At 43.9% G+C, this 15,058-nt stretch carries 18 protein-coding genes and 1 pseudogene; 13 read left to right on the forward strand and 6 right to left on the reverse strand.

Annotated features, from left to right (window positions below; genetic code table 11):
* Window positions 1–38: 38 nt before the first annotated feature.
* Together BGM27_RS06565 and BGM27_RS06570 are read left to right on the forward strand one after the other, a co-directional pair.
* Window positions 39–575 carry an ATP-binding protein gene (locus BGM27_RS06565; protein ID WP_007408244.1) on the forward strand — a complete coding sequence of 179 codons (537 nt, stop codon included), beginning with the start codon at window positions 39–41 and terminating at the stop codon, window positions 573–575.
* A gap of 260 nt (window positions 576–835) precedes the next feature.
* Window positions 836–1,476 (forward strand): annotated as a pseudogene (locus tag BGM27_RS06570) (isocitrate/isopropylmalate family dehydrogenase); the annotation flags it as partial.
* A gap of 211 nt (window positions 1,477–1,687) precedes the next feature.
* Here the strand turns inward: BGM27_RS06570 and BGM27_RS06575 are convergent.
* The 4 genes from BGM27_RS06575 to sigK form a co-directional block, all read right to left on the reverse strand.
* Entirely contained in the window at window positions 1,688–2,560 is an 873-nt protein-coding gene (locus BGM27_RS06575; protein WP_007408245.1) for an AraC family transcriptional regulator, read from the reverse strand.
* Between the two features lie 646 nt (window positions 2,561–3,206).
* On the reverse strand, window positions 3,207–3,734 hold the full coding sequence (locus tag BGM27_RS06580) for a PadR family transcriptional regulator (protein ID WP_007408246.1): 528 nt from the start codon (window positions 3,732–3,734) through the stop codon (window positions 3,207–3,209).
* Window positions 3,731–4,573: a sialate O-acetylesterase gene (locus tag BGM27_RS06585; RefSeq protein ID WP_007408247.1), complete on the reverse strand. Its 843-nt coding sequence runs from the start codon at window positions 4,571–4,573 to the stop codon at window positions 3,731–3,733. Before BGM27_RS06585 ends, BGM27_RS06580 begins: the two co-directional genes overlap by 4 nt.
* A gap of 474 nt (window positions 4,574–5,047) precedes the next feature.
* A complete protein-coding gene (sigK, locus tag BGM27_RS06590; RefSeq protein ID WP_007408248.1) occupies window positions 5,048–5,770 on the reverse strand; it encodes an RNA polymerase sporulation sigma factor SigK in 723 nt (240 codons plus the stop codon).
* Between the two features lie 458 nt (window positions 5,771–6,228).
* On the opposite strand from sigK, the gene BGM27_RS06595 reads away from it, so the two are divergent.
* Window positions 6,229–7,485 carry an MFS transporter gene (locus BGM27_RS06595; protein WP_007408249.1) on the forward strand — a complete coding sequence of 419 codons (1,257 nt, stop codon included), beginning with the start codon at window positions 6,229–6,231 and terminating at the stop codon, window positions 7,483–7,485.
* On the forward strand, window positions 7,451–7,876 hold the full coding sequence (locus BGM27_RS06600; RefSeq protein ID WP_007408250.1) for a GNAT family N-acetyltransferase: 426 nt from the start codon (window positions 7,451–7,453) through the stop codon (window positions 7,874–7,876). The genes BGM27_RS06595 and BGM27_RS06600 overlap by 35 nt, the downstream gene beginning before the upstream one ends.
* 38 nt (window positions 7,877–7,914) lie before the next feature.
* On the opposite strand, the gene BGM27_RS06605 is transcribed toward BGM27_RS06600, so the two are convergent.
* The gene (locus tag BGM27_RS06605) at window positions 7,915–8,541 is read right to left on the reverse strand and encodes a TVP38/TMEM64 family protein (protein ID WP_007408251.1); all 627 of its coding nucleotides are present in this window, start codon (window positions 8,539–8,541) and stop codon (window positions 7,915–7,917) included.
* A 228-nt stretch (window positions 8,542–8,769) separates the two neighbouring features.
* Between BGM27_RS06605 and BGM27_RS06610 the strand changes: the two genes are divergently transcribed.
* From BGM27_RS06610 to BGM27_RS20730, 3 genes are all read left to right on the forward strand, one after another.
* A complete protein-coding gene (locus BGM27_RS06610) occupies window positions 8,770–9,504 on the forward strand; it encodes a polysaccharide deacetylase family protein (RefSeq protein WP_007408252.1) in 735 nt (244 codons plus the stop codon).
* 69 nt (window positions 9,505–9,573) lie between these two features.
* A complete protein-coding gene (locus BGM27_RS06615) occupies window positions 9,574–10,305 on the forward strand; it encodes an SGNH/GDSL hydrolase family protein (protein ID WP_007408253.1) in 732 nt (243 codons plus the stop codon).
* A 75-nt stretch (window positions 10,306–10,380) separates the two neighbouring features.
* The gene (locus BGM27_RS20730; RefSeq protein ID WP_003152848.1) at window positions 10,381–10,515 is read left to right on the forward strand and encodes a hypothetical protein; all 135 of its coding nucleotides are present in this window, start codon (window positions 10,381–10,383) and stop codon (window positions 10,513–10,515) included.
* A 132-nt stretch (window positions 10,516–10,647) separates the two neighbouring features.
* Here the strand turns inward: BGM27_RS20730 and sda are convergent, their stop codons facing one another.
* Window positions 10,648–10,788, reverse strand: a complete 141-nt coding sequence (gene sda / locus BGM27_RS06620; RefSeq protein ID WP_003152850.1) for a sporulation histidine kinase inhibitor Sda — start codon at window positions 10,786–10,788, stop codon at window positions 10,648–10,650.
* A gap of 357 nt (window positions 10,789–11,145) precedes the next feature.
* On the opposite strand from sda, the gene BGM27_RS06625 reads away from it, so the two are divergent.
* Genes BGM27_RS06625 through yqeK form a run of 6 tightly spaced genes read left to right on the forward strand, consistent with a single transcriptional unit; the run spans window position 11,146 to window position 15,043 of the window.
* Complete coding sequence (locus BGM27_RS06625) at window positions 11,146–11,664, forward strand: YqeG family HAD IIIA-type phosphatase (protein ID WP_007408254.1); 519 nt, start codon at window positions 11,146–11,148, stop codon at window positions 11,662–11,664.
* Between the two features lie 2 nt (window positions 11,665–11,666).
* Window positions 11,667–12,767, forward strand: coding sequence for a ribosome biogenesis GTPase YqeH (yqeH, locus tag BGM27_RS06630; protein WP_007408255.1), 1,101 nt, complete (start codon window positions 11,667–11,669; stop codon window positions 12,765–12,767).
* A gap of 19 nt (window positions 12,768–12,786) precedes the next feature.
* Window positions 12,787–13,629, forward strand: coding sequence for a shikimate dehydrogenase (gene aroE / locus BGM27_RS06635; protein ID WP_007408256.1), 843 nt, complete (start codon window positions 12,787–12,789; stop codon window positions 13,627–13,629).
* Complete coding sequence (gene yhbY, locus BGM27_RS06640) at window positions 13,623–13,913, forward strand: ribosome assembly RNA-binding protein YhbY (RefSeq protein ID WP_007408257.1); 291 nt, start codon at window positions 13,623–13,625, stop codon at window positions 13,911–13,913. The genes aroE and yhbY overlap by 7 nt, the downstream gene beginning before the upstream one ends.
* 10 nt (window positions 13,914–13,923) lie before the next feature.
* Window positions 13,924–14,493, forward strand: coding sequence for a nicotinate-nucleotide adenylyltransferase (locus BGM27_RS06645; RefSeq protein ID WP_007408258.1), 570 nt, complete (start codon window positions 13,924–13,926; stop codon window positions 14,491–14,493).
* Window positions 14,483–15,043, forward strand: coding sequence for a bis(5'-nucleosyl)-tetraphosphatase (symmetrical) YqeK (yqeK, locus tag BGM27_RS06650; protein WP_007408259.1), 561 nt, complete (start codon window positions 14,483–14,485; stop codon window positions 15,041–15,043). Before BGM27_RS06645 ends, yqeK begins: the two co-directional genes overlap by 11 nt.
* Window positions 15,044–15,058: the final 15 nt, after the last annotated feature.

Raw genomic sequence — 15,058 nt, forward strand, 5'->3', positions numbered from 1 at the left:
GGACAGGGAGTTTCGTTGCTTCATAAGGAGAGGGATCTATGAAAAATAAGATTCACATACTGGGAGCCTCCGGAGTCGGAACTTCAACATTGGGAGTTGCATTATCAAAGCATTTGCCTCATACGCATCTTGATACTGATGATTACTATTGGACAGATAAATTCACTAAAAAAAGAGAAATTCCTGAAAGAAGAAAGTTGCTTGAAAAAGACTTGACAATAAATGAGAAATGGATTCTTTCTGGCGCAGTGTGCGGCTGGGGCGATGATTTAAAAAGTTATTTTGACCTTGTCATCTTCTTATGGATTCCGCAGGATATACGGCTCGAGAGATTAAGGCATAGGGAATTTCAGCGTTATGGAAACGAAGTGTTAGCCGGCGGCAGTAAATATGAACAATCAAAAACATTTTTAGAGTGGGCTTCTTTATATGATCATGCCGGAATGGAAGTTAGAAGCAAAGCTTTACACGAACATTGGATGGCAGATTTATCTTGTCCATTGTTAAAAATTGAAGGAGATTACTCAGTCAATGAAAGAGTTGATCGTGTCTTGGATTATCTGAATTCAAACTAACGGATGGAGATAACTGCAAAATCCAAAAGTCAAAGACGGTTCCGGCCATTTTAACGGAGCTGTTTTTTTATACCGCTTTCAGTTTCTCTGTTGTGAAGTGATTTATTTTCGGCAGTATCCCACAATAGAGAAGTGATTTGTTCTTCGTGAGGAAGTTTTTGGTTAAGTTGCAAGAAACGGAACTCCAATGAATAGATACACCCTGAAACCTGTCCAGCCAGCGTTTAAGCTGGTTACCATTGAGTGAAAAGCAATTGCCGCCGGCAAAGACAATACCTGGAATGAAAAGTATTGCAGGGAAAGCTAATTTGGTCATTTACCGTGAAAATACGGAAGGCTTTTACGCTGGCCGAAATATGTATATCGGTTTAGGGGAATGGCAGGTAACCCCGGAAGTGGCTGTATTGACTGGAGTTTTCACTAAAAAGGCGATTACACGTATTGCGCATGCAGCCTTTCAAAGTGCGATGGAACGCCGTAAGAAGGTTACATGGCTCGGGACTCTTTTTGAATACGTGCCGAGAAATGCCGGAACAATACCCTGAAGTGGATGATTATCATATCGATGCAATGACGGTACATTTAGTTCGTCGGCAGCTTGGGGCTTGCACTGTCAATTAATACAAATGGGAAAGCAGGCAATGGCCCAGGCTGCTCAAGGTTCGGCACCTGACATTGCAGGGAAAATATTGCGAATCCTATCGGTATTATACTTTCAACTGCTATGTTGTTTGAATGGCTCAGTACACAGTATCGTGATAAAAAGCTGAAAGAAGCAGCGGAATTAATAGAAAACTCACTTCGGGAAACCGTGAAGGCAGGAATCAAAATGGGAGATCTTAGCGGTCAATCATCAACGTCCGACTTTGCAGAAGCAATTGCAGAAAGGATCGGACGTTAAGGCGGAAAATAAGAGGTGAGAAGCAGATCATCAAAACGCAATAGGACACCTCAATTTAGATTTTCAGTAAGAACGGCTCTGCTCATTAAAAAACTCAATTCGTAGATTAATGGCATCAATAATGCTGCAGATCGGGTTAGTAACTTAAAGAGGAAGGGATGAGACCCCTTCCTTAACACCTTCAATTCCTCTAATTTCATTGTAAGATATATTACTTTTTTGAAATGGGTATCCAAATTTCACTTTTAAAAGATGGCGATGTTACATCTTTATGCTCATTCCACAGGATTTCTGGGCCTTCAATTTGTTCATAATGTGACGATGGAAACCATTCAGAATAAATCCGCCCCCATACTTCCTGCAGTGCATCCGGAAATGATCCGGCTGCTTCGAATACAGCCCACGTTGAGGCAGGGACTTCAAGCTGTGATAGGTGATTTGGGCAATGTTTCGTTGTGGCTGCGCCAATATAGTGATCAAGCTCACCGTTTTCCTCTGTCCGGCCTTCAGAAAAGTTCGTGGATGCACTGATGAGTCCTACAGGCGCTACATTAGAAAGCTCTTTTAGTTGTTTGATTGCTGTTTCATCTAAACTTTCCCACATCGATGCAATGTCAGGATTCACGCCTTTGAATAAAATAGGGACTCTTTTTTTAATGCCGACGATGCGAAATGCCTTTTTTTCTTCAATGCGATAGTTCATTTCATTTCCTCCTTTGATTGATAACTGGAAGGTCATTCGCGGATAAGCTTTAAGTGAATGGCCATTATGTTTAGCTGCTGATGGGCTTATGCCATGCAGATTTTGAAATGCTCGTGCAAAAGAATCTGGTGAGTGATAACCGTATTTTATTGCAAGATCAATCACCTTTACGCTGCTGTCTTTAAGTTCAAAAGCTGCAAGAGTAAGACGTCGTCGACGAATATATTCCGATAATGAAATACCTGTAAGGAAGGAAAACATCCTTTTAAAATGATATTCAGAGCAGAAAGCAAGCCTTGCTGCTTCTTTGAAATCAATATCGTTCGTGAGGTTTTCTTCAATATACGTTAATGCGCTATTCATCCTTTTAAGCGAATCCATTTATTTGACCTCCTTTAACAAAAGAATAACAGGAGCGAAATGTATCTGCCCGACATTTCGTGCACAGTTTTGCAGGATAACTTATATGTAATAAATTAAGTGATTCACCTGTATTTGTACAGATAAAGAAAACCACCTAATAACTGCTTGGGTTTCATAAGATGAAAGAAGTTATCATTGTTTTATATTGAAAAGAAAACAGAAAAAGACGGAGTTTTCTTGTTGGAGGGGTTTACTATCAATCAATTGAAAGTTGCTTACGCAGAGGTAGATAAAATGTCGAGAACGGTGTTCACCTTCACTGCTTGTTCAATTAGAGGAAGTGATTCTTCCTTAAGGGAGATCACTTTTTCTTATTCGACGAAAGCAGCAGTTTAGCGGAAGATGGAGAAAAATCAGTTGACTTACTTGAATACTAAATAGGTGTAAAAAGTGGTTATTCATACGGATTGAAAAAGAAGAACACGCAGCAGATTCACTTGCTCTTGTTCGGGGCAAGTGTTGACAACCCCATTACTGGTTTAATTAAAAGAAGGGGTATAAAACCTGTATCAATGGTGTTACTCGATATCTGCGACACAGGTTTTATATGCAGGTAACTAATATTCCTATATATGTAACATTGCATTTTTTATTATGCAATAGTTCACTCTATTTCTGCTTTCAATTTTTCGAACCACTCTAAATTAACCAAGTGATGTGAACGGGAATTTTCATTCATGCGGCGAAAGTAATTGATTGTGCCGGGAATTTCTTGAGTGATGGACAGGTATTCGTCAAGGAGCTCGATTCGAGTTTTAGTCTGATCGATTTGTGATTGGATCAGATCCAGTAATTTATTTTTGTCGAATTCATCGGCAAAGAGTAACGCCCCATAAAATTGCAGGTTCACATATTCCGATTTAGTGCCGTATTTGATCATTAATTTCTCGAATTCTGCCCTTCCCGATTCTGTGACGTTAAAGTTACGGATTTCACGCCCGCTGGTTGAGGGTTTCTGCTGAATCTGTTCAATCAAACACTTTTCTTCAAGTTGCTGCAGATTGTAATAAAATGAACCTTTCGTGAAGTTAACGATGTACTTGTAATGACGTTTTTCCATTAAGGCCAGAAGTTCATAGCCGTGAGCTCCGGGGTTTTGGATGAGCAAGCCAAGGATAAGTAAGGGAATCATGGTTTCATCACCTTCGCCATCCGCGCCTCAAATTCCGCGTACGTGATTTTACCCGAAGCCAAATCCATACTATGAAGGTAAATCTGTTCTGTTTTAGAATAGTCACCATTCACTTTCAGTGATTGCTCCTCTCCCGAAATGGGTTTCAGGATATGGTGCTTTTTCGAAAAAGCCTCGAAATAGCGATAACCGAATTTGCGTTGTGAAGCTGCGTCTAAATGAATGCCATCAGGATTCGCAGTCAAACCTGCCGCAGTAACAAAATAACAATTCTGTTGTTCATTAGCAAAACGCAGCAATTGTTCATTAACCTGTCGAAATTCAGTCGCGTGCTGTCCAAAACCAGTCTTCCCAAGAAAGTCACCAAGCCCTCCAATAATCAACGGTAGCTCATCTAATTCCAACTCGTTTCTTAGCGTCTCGATGATAAGAGTTAATTTCTCGTAATAAGTTTCATGCAGCGAACGATAACTGTCACTCTCACCTTGATGCCAAAGGATTCCACAAATTTGACTGGATCGGAGGGCGAAGCGGGCTTCGGACAAAGCATGCTGAAAAAGGATGCCTTCCGGATGCCAGTCATTCAATGAACTGCCGCCTTCCGCACACGGGATCAAGCCAATTTCTTCATCGGGATGAGCTTTCGACCATGCATCTGCAAAAGATGCGGCCAGGCCAACGCCTGAAACCGGACGGTCGTAATTAATCGGCTCTGTCATCATCTGCCACTGTCCATTGCGCAGCATTTTAATTTTTTCATTATAGATAGGGTCTACTTCATTCAAAAATCCACGGCCCGCCATATTCGACTGCCCCAACATTAAAAAAGACTTTATCATCTAATTTTTCACTTCTTTACATCAATATTTTAGTCTAATTAGACTATAGTCCATTCAGCTTGTCTTGTAAAGTTTCAACTAGGTTTTATTTTTATTATTAGTATGTATGAAAAACAAACTAACATTGAAAATTTGGTGGATGTATTTGAGAATTAGCAAGTTCTTTTGCTTTAGGTCTTGATAAACAATGAAAAAACAACAAAAACCCTGTCATGTAAGGGTTCCTATGAGGTTCAAAATCATTTTTCATAGGAAATACATTCAATGATGGGGGTGTAGCCCAAATGAAATGGATTGTTAAAAAGAGAGGGCTATGTTGAAGGGGTTAAATATCAATAAAAAATTATTAAAAAGGTTAACGATTGTACCAATTCTATTCATTTGTTATGTTTTATTTTTAAATCCTGAAGTTATACTTGAAGAGCAATGTCCTAAAATGCAGAAAAAGCCGGGATGTCAGATCCGGCTTTTCGCTCACTTTCCCTTCTTCTTCCGCTTCTCCTTCTCCGCCCGATAAAACTCATGAAACATCTTCATCAATGCGCGTTTTTCAATCCGCGACACATAACTCCTTGAAATGCCGAGCTCCTTTGCGATCTCGCGCTGCGTTTTTTCTTTTTTTAAATCAAGCCCGAAGCGGCCGACGATGACTTCTTTTTCGCGGTCGTCTAAAATATCGATATATTTTTTGACCTTTTCAAGTTCCATGTTGAGCTGAATGGTGTCGATCACATCTTCGCTTTCCGACTTGAGGACATCGATCAGGCTTATTTCATTCCCTTCTTTATCCTGGCCGATCGGATCATGAAGGGAGACGTCTTTTTTCGTTTTTTTCAATGCGCGCAGATGCATTAAAATCTCATTCTCAATACATCGTGCGGCATATGTGGCAAGCTTCGTGCCTTTTCCGGCTGAGTAGCTTTCAATTCCTTTAATCAGCCCGATTGTACCGATGGAGATCAGATCTTCCGCGTCCTCTCCCGTGTTTTCGAATTTTTTCACAATATGGGCGACTAAACGGAGATTATGTTCGATCAGCATGTTGCGGGCGTGTTCATCTCCTTCAGCCATAAGGTCTAAGTATTTTTTCTCCTCATTATTTGAGAGCGGTTGTGGAAAGGCATTATTTTTCACGTATGATACTAAGAACACAAGTTCTTTCACAATAAACCCGAGCGCTGCAAAAACACCTGTCACCGTCCTCACCTCCACAAAGTTATGTAGGCAATCGCCTATATGTAACTGTATGTGGAGGTAGGGCTGTTTGTGTCTGTACAGGGAAATTAATCAAAATCGGGTTTTATTTCTTACAGCCTCTTGATTTTTGATGATTGAGCCTGTATATTTTTTAAAAAAGTAAGGGTGAAAACAATATAACCGAAAAGCGCTGAAGAGACGAGTAGACAGATATCATTCATGACAGAGAGCTCCGGGAGCTGTGAAGGAGTATGAATGGATGTGTTGAAACAAACCTCTTAGCTTCGCATCGGAATCATGCAACCCGACGATGATGCGGCGGATACTCCTGTTACCGAGTAAGCTTTGTACCCGGCAAGGCCGGCACCAAACCGAATTGAGGTGGCATAGCGGGCTGTTTCCCGTCCTCAAGACTTTATTGTCTTGAGGGCGTTTTTTATTTCTAAGGGAGGGATAAGATGAAAAACCTGAAGTCTTGGCGGTACCCGTTGCTTCTGTTAACCGGAATCGGGATAGCAAATATTGGTGAATGGATCTATTTTTTGTCTCTTAATCTTATTGTCTTAAAAGAAACGGGGTCTGCTTTTGCGGTTTCCATCCTTTATTTAATCAGGCCTGCGGCTGTTTTGATGACAAATGGCTGGGCGGGCAGCATCATCGACCGGTGTAACAAACGGAATATGATGATGTCGCTTGATTTCACCCGGGCTGCATTCATTGCCGTTCTGCCGCTGATGGTTACTGCACGGTCTTTATTTTCCGTTTATTGTATCGTGTTTTTGATTCATATGGCCAATGCGATGTTTCGTCCGTGTTCCATGGCGTATGTGACGATGCTTATTCCGGCTGAAAGGAGAAAACGATTCAATTCACTAAGGGCTTTGTCGGAATCAGGGGCTTTTCTCCTCGGGCCGGCTGCGGCCGGGCTGCTTTTTATCGCCGGCACGCCGATTTTTGCGATTTGGGTGAATGCGGGGGCTTTAGTGCTGTCCGGTTTCATCACGATGATGCTGCCGAACCTTGAAAATGAGCCTCACGTACATTCTCCCAGACAGAAGCTTTCTTTGGCAGTGTGCAAAGAAGATTGGAAGCTCGTCTATCGCTTCAGCCGAACGGCGCGAAACGTCATGATCATTTATTTTTTATTCAGTCTGGTCATGACCGTTATGCCATCCGCGCTTGATTCGCTTGAAGCCGCTTTTGCAAAAGAAGTTCTTCAGCTGACTGATGCCGATTATGGTTTTCTCGTCAGTGTCTCAGGGGCAGGCATTATTGCGGGAGCGCTTGTCAATGTGTTCTTTAATAAAAAAATGCCGGCTTCTTTATTGATGGGAATGGGCTCTTTATTCACAGCGGCCGGATATATGATTTATGCGTTTTCTGACGTTTTTTGGACGGCTGCTTTCGGATTTTTCCTTCTCGCTTTTTTTCTGGCGTTTGCCAATACAGGCTTTCTGACGTTTTATCAAAAGAATGTTCCGGTGGACATCATGGGGAGAGTGGGGAGCTTTTATTCATTAGTCGAAGCCGTCTTCATTATAGTAGTAACGGCGGTTTTCGGAGCGGCTTCTGTCAGTTCTTCCGTCCGCGGCATCGTCATCGCAGGCGCTGCTGTTATGCTGGCGTTGGCAGCCGTTTTATGCTCGTTCTTATTTGCGGCCGCAAGAAGGAGGACTCCTGATGTATTTCAAGCGGATCAATTTAAACAAACATAAAGAGACGGCCGTTTCGTTTGGTGAGGATTCGTTTTTCGTCAGCTTTGGCACGGCGGATCATTTTAATAGGGATGAATATCTCAGGTGGCTGTCATCCCAAATCAAATGCTTTCCCGACGGTTTTATGCTGCTTTTTCATAACGGACAGCCGATCGGACAGCTAGAAGCTTCCATCAAATTTTACCGCAGCCAAAAAATCGGTTATGTGCACCTTTACTATATGACTGAGAAGCAGAGGGGAAGGGGGTGCGGAACGAAACCGCATCAATACGCGAATCAGTTTTTCAGAGCGAACGGTGTTTCGGAATATCACCTGAGAGTTTCGCCGGGCAATGAAGCGGCTCTGTCATTTTACAGAAAGAAAAATATGGTAGTGGTCGGTTCAGAATGAGAGGAGCCGTACCGCCGGAATAGGGGGCGGTACGCGCTTCATTTTTTCGTTGTTTTTAAAAGGCCGGGAAACTTCTTATAAATGACCGCCATTAAGACGAGCATATACATTCCGTAAATCCCGAAAGACAGCAGTTTGTTGCTTGTAAATGAAGCGCCTGCGACGGTCACGATCACAATGTTCGGAATTTTGCCGAGCACCGACGCAGAAAAAAAGATCGGCCATCGGATATTACTCAGCCCGCAGACGGTATTCATGGCAAGCGACGGTATAATCGGAATCAGCCGCCCGAAAAGCACCGCCGTAAACGCGTGCTGATGAAATGAATCTTCATATTGGGCCGCTGCCGGGTAAGCCAGCAGCTTTTTTCTGGCCCAGTCTCTGAATCCGTACCGAACGAGAAAAAACAACGCCATTGTTCCGAGCATCGCGCCTGACAATGTAATCCACACCCCGTTTACAATCCCGAAAACCGCTCCGTTTAAGGCCGCGATAATGGCGAATGGAACAATCGGAAAAAATACGTCAGCTGCGACCAGAAGGATACTCATAAGCACGGCGTACATGCCGCCCGCGCGAATCATGCTGAGCCAGACGTCTTTTTGCAAAAAGCCGATCATCACGACAGCAATGATGACGGCAAGACTGAATCCCTTTTTTATCATCTGCACGTTCACCTCTTTTCAATTAGTATACAGCACAAATCTATCTCCTTCTATTAAAATAAGCTGTCCGATAAGCGTATTTGATTTATCAGCATTTGCCGTTTGATGAGAAACGGCTGCACCCGGATTTGGACAAAAACAAGCGGGTGATGTGCATCATTTGATGCAGAGAATGATTTTTTATAAAAGGGGACACGTTAACAGTAGTGTTTACTGGAGGTGTAAACGTTGAGATGCTTTCATCTGATCATCATGATATGCGTCCTCACGAGTCTCACTGCCGTGTCCGCCGATGCGAAATCTTTAAAAAGAAGTGACATGGAGAAAACGGGAAACGTGTACTGGGATAAAAGGTCTGAAAAAAAGAAACTATCTTTAACCTTCGATGACGGCCCCCATCCTGTCTATACGGAGGCTGTGTTAGACGTGCTGAAACAGCACAATGTTAAAGCAACCTTTTTTTGTGTCGGGAGCCGTATAGACAAATACCCCATAACGGCAAAACGCATCGTTGAAGAAGGGCATGAAATCGGCAACCATACGATGAACCATGTTTATTTTCACCGACTGAAACGCAAAGACATTTTACAAGAGCTTCACAGCTCAGCGCATCATATCACATCGCTACAGCCGGAAGGGGACAAGTTATTCCGCCCGCCGGGAGGGTCGCTGAATCATACGGCTTTCAAAAGCATCTTAAAAGAGGGCTATCATATCATCATGTGGTCATGGAACCAAGATCCGAGGGACTGGAAAAGGCCAGGGAAAGGAAAAATCGTCAGGCACGTTGTTTCACATGCCAGAGATGGAGATATCGTTCTTCTGCATGACGGCGGAGGAAACCGGCGCCAGACGGTTGAGGCTTTGAAAGAAATCATTCCAAAGCTGAAAAAGCAGGGCTACACGTTTGTTAAGGTTTCGGATTTGATCGGACAGGATTCCGGTCCTTTTCATATCCAGTAAAGAGAGCGCCGCGTTGAAAGCCGCCAAAGAGATGTGTACCATAGGAGGTAAGGTTTGGGGGGAGAGAAAATGAAGTTTGCTGTTCTTTTTATTACGATAATCTGTCTGTTATCAGGATGCGCCGCGGGCAAAGAAAAAAGTGTTGTCGCGTTCGGCGACAGCAATACGCGCGGTTCCAACTGGGATTATCGTGATTATCCGAAGGCGCAGCAGTGGGTAAACATTTTAAAAACAGCGGAACGCGGCCGTCTTACGGTTATAAATGCGGGAATAGGCGGCCAGACGACTGAGGATGCGCGCCTGCGTTTTCAAAGCGACGTGCTGGACCGTAAGCCCCAATATTTATTTATCATGTTCGGAACAAATGATGCGGGCATTTTGACGGGCGATCAGCCGCGGGTATCAAAGAAACGGTTTAAAGAAAACCTGACTTATTTCATAAACGAAAGCAGAAATCACGGCATAAAGCCGATTTTAATGACGTGCATCCCGGTTATAGAAGGAAACGGAACGCATCATCTCTATTACTATTCGAGATATAAAGCCTCAGCCTTTAAAGAAAAAGGCGGCGCGAGAAAATGGCATAATTCCTATAACGGCGTTACGAGGCAGGTTGCAGCTGAGTTGAAAGTGCCGCTGGTGGATAACTGGAAACACTTTATACGCGCGGACGGCGGCAAAGATACAGACCGGGCGCTGATTCAATCCGGACTGATAGATCCCTCCGGAAATCATATGACGCCAAAAGGCGCCAGAATCTTAATTGAAGGCATAAAAAATGGGCGGGTTTTGGAACGCTGACGCCGTCAGCTGCCTAAACCGTTTTGCTTCTGCTTCATAGGCTGTAGAAAAAACATCTTTTTGGAGGCGATTGCTATGAACCGCGGTTTCCCTCCGCAATATCCTGTATGCCCGCCTCCTCGGGTGAATGCGGGGTACTGGTACGCATTTTTTGTTGTGCTGCTCGTCGTCATTCTCGTCCTGGGCGGTCTGTATTGGTTCAATATATAGCAGCTGTCCTCTTAAACACCTCTATTTTAGGGGTGTTTTTTGTTGAAAGTGGTAGTAATGCGCATAACCGAAGTGATATAATATCAGTCATCTGAGTAAAAAAAGGAAATTCGCCCGGGAACTTTTTTCTGTTTAAGAAGAAACGGAAATAATGTGTCCGAGCGATCTTCTTTTAATTTCGTTTTCAATTAACTCGATAAATTCACGGCTCAAATTCATTTCATTGGCTTTGAAATAAGATTCTATTAGTAATTCATCAGAAAGCTTTCTCATGCCGGGGACCCAATTAATGGGAGTGGCACCTCCTTACAATTGTAATCAATCATCAGACGCAAGCATATGATGGAAGGTTGCGTTTCAATCATGGTGAGGTTATCTTTAATCTACCATGAAATACAAATAAGAACAATCGTTCTGTTATCCACACTCGTAAGTGGATAACCTGTTAGTATCTTGTTTATAATCTGGATAAATCCGGATGTAATAAGAGTGGATAATGTGTGTAATTTTATCCACAACTGGTGAAGAAACCCAATTTTTGTCGAAATTTTTTTACTGAGTCCGACTTTGTTTTTAAATCTGACAGGTTTCGACATATAGATGGTAGAAAGAAAAGGAAGGGTGCGGGTTTTGTTAAAAAAGTTTTTTTTACCTGACGAATTTGTGAAAAATATATTTCATATCACACCGGAAAAGCTCAAAGAACGCAATGTGAAAGGGATTATTACAGACCTTGACAACACGCTTGTGGAGTGGGACAGACCGAGTGCGACACCTCGATTAATCGAGTGGTTTGAAGAAATGAAGGAGCACGGCATTAAAGTCACGATCGTCTCCAATAATAATGAACGAAGAGTGAAATTATTCTCGGAGCCGCTTGGCATACCGTTTATTTATAAGGCAAGAAAACCGATGGGACGCGCCTTTAAAAGAGCCGTCAGCAGCATGGATCTGAAAAAAGAAGACTGTGTGGTCATCGGCGATCAGCTGCTTACTGATGTTCTCGGCGGAAACAGAAACGGGTATCATACGATCCTCGTCGTGCCTGTCGCTTCCTCTGACGGAGTCATGACGCGCTTTAACCGCCGGATTGAACGGAGAATATTGAGTTCTTTGAAACGTAAAGGCCATATTCAGTGGGAGGATTAGAAATGGAAAAGGTTGTTTGCATCGGCTGCGGAGTAACGATCCAGACCGAGGATAAACAAGGTCTCGGATACGCGCCAAAGGCATCGCTCACGAAAGAGAATGTCATCTGCCAGCGCTGCTTCAGACTGAAAAATTACAATGAAATTCAAGATGTTTCATTAACGGATGATGACTTTTTAAATATCTTGCACACAATCGGCGATACTGACTCTCTTATTGTCAAAGTCGTTGATATTTTTGATTTTAACGGAAGCTGGATAAACGGGCTGAACCGCTTTGTCGGCGGTAATCCGATCATTCTTGTCGGTAATAAGGCCGATATCCTGCCGAAATCCGTAAAACGGGAACGGCTCGTTCAATGGATGAAACGCGAAGCGAAAGAATACGGCTTAAAACCCCTTGATGTCTTTTTAATCAGCGCTTCCCGCGGACAAGGGATGAAGGAAGTCATTGACGCCATTGAACATTACCGCGAAGGGCGCGATGTGTATGTGGTGGGCTGTACCAATGTCGGCAAATCCACATTTATCAACCGGATTATTAAAGAGGTCTCAGGGGAAGAGAATATTATTACCACCTCTCAATTTCCGGGCACGACGCTTGACGCGATTGAAATCCCGCTCGATGACGGATCTGCGCTTTATGATACGCCGGGAATCATTAACCATCACCAGATGGCGCATTACGTGGACAAGCGTGACTTAAAGGTGCTGACACCGAAAAAAGAACTGAAGCCGCGCACTTTTCAGCTGAATGAAAAACAAACGCTTTATTTCGGCGGGCTTGCCCGGTTTGACTATGTATCAGGCGATAAAACGGCGTTTGTCTGCTATATGCCGAATGAATTGATGATTCACAGAACAAAGCTTGAAAATGCTGATGCCTTATACGAAAAGCATGCGGGAGAACTGCTTACCCCGCCCGGAAAAGATCATTTGGATGAATTTCCGGAGCTTACGCCCCACACGTTTACGATTAAAGAAGGAAAGACGGATATCGTTTTTTCCGGTCTCGGCTGGGTCACGGTGCAGCAAGCAGATAAAAAAATAACGGCATACGCTCCGAAAGGCGTACACGTATTTGTCCGCCGTTCATTAATATAGAGAGAAGGGGAGAGGGAGCATGAAACAATTGTACGGAGTAATCGGAAATCCGATCGGGCATTCAATGTCACCCGATATTCATAACGCGGCTTTGCAAGATAAGAACATCAACGGGCAGTATTTTGCGTTTCAGGTGGAACCTCATCATCTCAAGGACGCCGTTAACGGAATCAAGGCGCTTGGCATCTGCGGAGTGAACGTCACAGTCCCGCATAAAGTCGCGATCATGGAGCATCTGGATGAAATACATGAAAGCGCGAAAGTACTCGGGGCCGTAAATACCGTCAAAAGAGAGGGAGACAGGCTCATCGGGTATAATACTGACGGAGATGGGTTTTATAAATCCTTAGTCAAAGTATTGGACAAACCGATATCAGAGCTCTCCATCCTCATGATTGGGGCGGGAGGAGCGGCAAGAGCGATTTTTACGACGATCGTCCGCAGAGAGCCGAAACAATTTGACGTTTGCAACCGCACGCCGGAAAAAGCAGAAAGTCTGATTGCGGCTGCTCCCTCTTTTCAGCAGAAACGCGCCCTTACTTTAAAAGAAGCTGAAAATCAGCTTGAACAATATGACGTCATTATTCATACAACATCTGTCGGCATGTATCCGAAAACGGATGCCGTGCCGCTCTCATTGGAACGGGCCAAAACGGGCGCCATCGTTTGTGATATCGTATACAACCCGATTCAAACGGCGTTCTTAAAAGAAGCTGAAAAAAGAGGTTTAACAACCCTTGACGGTGTCGGCATGTTTGTGGAACAGGCTGCACTGTCTTTCAAGCTGTGGACGGGACAAGAGCCTGACAGCGGCTTAATGAGAGCAATTGTTGAAGGAAAACTAGGAGGAACACAATGTTAACAGGAAAACAAAAACGGTTTTTGCGTTCAAAAGCGCATCACTTAACGCCTATTTTTCAAGTGGGAAAAGGCGGAGTCAACGAAAACATGGTGAAACAGATTGCCGAGGCTTTAGAAGCAAGAGAGCTGATTAAAGTCAGCGTGCTTCAAAACTGCGAAGACGATAAAAATGATGTCGCAGAAGCCCTTGTGAAAGGCACCCGCTCACAATTGGTGCAGACGATCGGAAATACGATCGTACTGTATAAGGAATCAAAGGAAAATAAACAAATCGAGCTTCCGTAAGGTGGTTGACATGAAGAAAATCGGAATATTCGGGGGCACATTTGACCCTCCGCACAACGGACATCTTCTGATGGCTAATGAAGTCCTTCATCAGGCGGAGCTCGATGAGATTTGGTTTATGCCCAATAAAATCCCTCCGCATAAGCAGAATGAAGACTTTACAGACAGCCGGCACCGGGTGGAGATGCTGAAGCTTGCCATCAGCTCTAATTCCGGCTTTAAGCTTGAGCTTGCGGAAATGGACCGGAAAGGCCCTTCTTATACCTATGATACCGTCCGTTTACTGAAGGAGCGGCACCCGAACGACAAGCTTTTCTTTATTATCGGGGCGGATATGATTGAATATCTGCCGAAATGGTACAAACTGGACGAACTGCTCACGCTCATTCAATTTATCGGAGTGCGGCGCCCGGGGTATCATATTGAGACACCGTACCCGCTGCTTTTTGCCGACGTTCCGGAATTTGACGTTTCGTCAACGATGCTGAGAGAACGTCTCAAAGCAAAAAAGCCGACGCAATACTTAATGCCGGATAAAGTGAGGCAGTATATAGAGGAGAATGATTTATATGAATCGTGAGGAAGCACTTGCCTGCGTCAAAGAGCAGCTGACCGAGCATCGCTACATCCACACAATCGGCGTGACAGATACGGCGGTTATTCTCGCAGGCCGGTTCGGAGCAGACCCGAAAAAAGCGGAAATGGCGGCTATTTTTCATGATTATGCGAAATTCCGGCCGAAAGAAGAAATGAAGCAGATCATCGTGCGGGAAAAAATGCCGGCTGAGCTCTTGGATTACAATGCCGAGCTGTGGCATGCCCCTGTGGGAGCGTATCTGGCTGAGAAAGAAGCGGGGATCACTGATCCTGAGATCTTGGATGCAATCCGCTATCACACGTCAGGGCGTCCCGGAATGACCCTTTTAGACAAAGTCATTTACGTTGCGGATTACATTGAACCCGGCCGCCATTTTCCCGGAGTGGAAGAGGTGCGCCGTCTGGCGGAAACAGATCTGAACGATGCGCTCATACAAGCAATGAAAAATACAATGATATTTCTGATGAAAAAAAACCAGCCGGTCTTTCCGGAGACGTTTGCAACCTATAACTGGCTGGTGTCTCAAAATTGACAGGAGGAATTTGAA

Origin of the sequence: Bacillus sp. FJAT-27001 (assembly GCF_019039175.1) — a bacterium.
GTDB lineage: Bacteria > Bacillota > Bacilli > Bacillales > Bacillaceae > Bacillus > Bacillus velezensis.

Bases quoted from the DNA above. Each gene is read 5' to 3' on its own strand.
- BGM27_RS06565 (WP_007408244.1), top strand. From the start codon at position 39: ATGAAAAATAAGATTCACATACTGGGAGCCTCCGGAGTCGGAACTTCA.
- BGM27_RS06575 (WP_007408245.1), bottom strand. From the start codon at position 2,560: ATGGATTCGCTTAAAAGGATGAATAGCGCATTAACGTATATTGAAGAA.
- BGM27_RS06580 (WP_007408246.1), bottom strand. From the start codon at position 3,734: ATGATTCCCTTACTTATCCTTGGCTTGCTCATCCAAAACCCCGGAGCT.
- BGM27_RS06585 (WP_007408247.1), bottom strand. From the start codon at position 4,573: ATGATAAAGTCTTTTTTAATGTTGGGGCAGTCGAATATGGCGGGCCGT.
- BGM27_RS06595 (WP_007408249.1), top strand. From the start codon at position 6,229: ATGAAAAACCTGAAGTCTTGGCGGTACCCGTTGCTTCTGTTAACCGGA.
- BGM27_RS06600 (WP_007408250.1), top strand. From the start codon at position 7,451: ATGTATTTCAAGCGGATCAATTTAAACAAACATAAAGAGACGGCCGTT.
- BGM27_RS06605 (WP_007408251.1), bottom strand. From the start codon at position 8,541: ATGATAAAAAAGGGATTCAGTCTTGCCGTCATCATTGCTGTCGTGATG.
- BGM27_RS06615 (WP_007408253.1), top strand. From the start codon at position 9,574: ATGAAGTTTGCTGTTCTTTTTATTACGATAATCTGTCTGTTATCAGGA.
- BGM27_RS20730 (WP_003152848.1), top strand. From the start codon at position 10,381: ATGAACCGCGGTTTCCCTCCGCAATATCCTGTATGCCCGCCTCCTCGG.
- sda (WP_003152850.1), bottom strand. From the start codon at position 10,788: ATGAGAAAGCTTTCTGATGAATTACTAATAGAATCTTATTTCAAAGCC.
- yqeH (WP_007408255.1), top strand. From the start codon at position 11,667: ATGGAAAAGGTTGTTTGCATCGGCTGCGGAGTAACGATCCAGACCGAG.
- aroE (WP_007408256.1), top strand. From the start codon at position 12,787: ATGAAACAATTGTACGGAGTAATCGGAAATCCGATCGGGCATTCAATG.
- yhbY (WP_007408257.1), top strand. From the start codon at position 13,623: ATGTTAACAGGAAAACAAAAACGGTTTTTGCGTTCAAAAGCGCATCAC.
- BGM27_RS06645 (WP_007408258.1), top strand. From the start codon at position 13,924: ATGAAGAAAATCGGAATATTCGGGGGCACATTTGACCCTCCGCACAAC.
- yqeK (WP_007408259.1), top strand. From the start codon at position 14,483: ATGAATCGTGAGGAAGCACTTGCCTGCGTCAAAGAGCAGCTGACCGAG.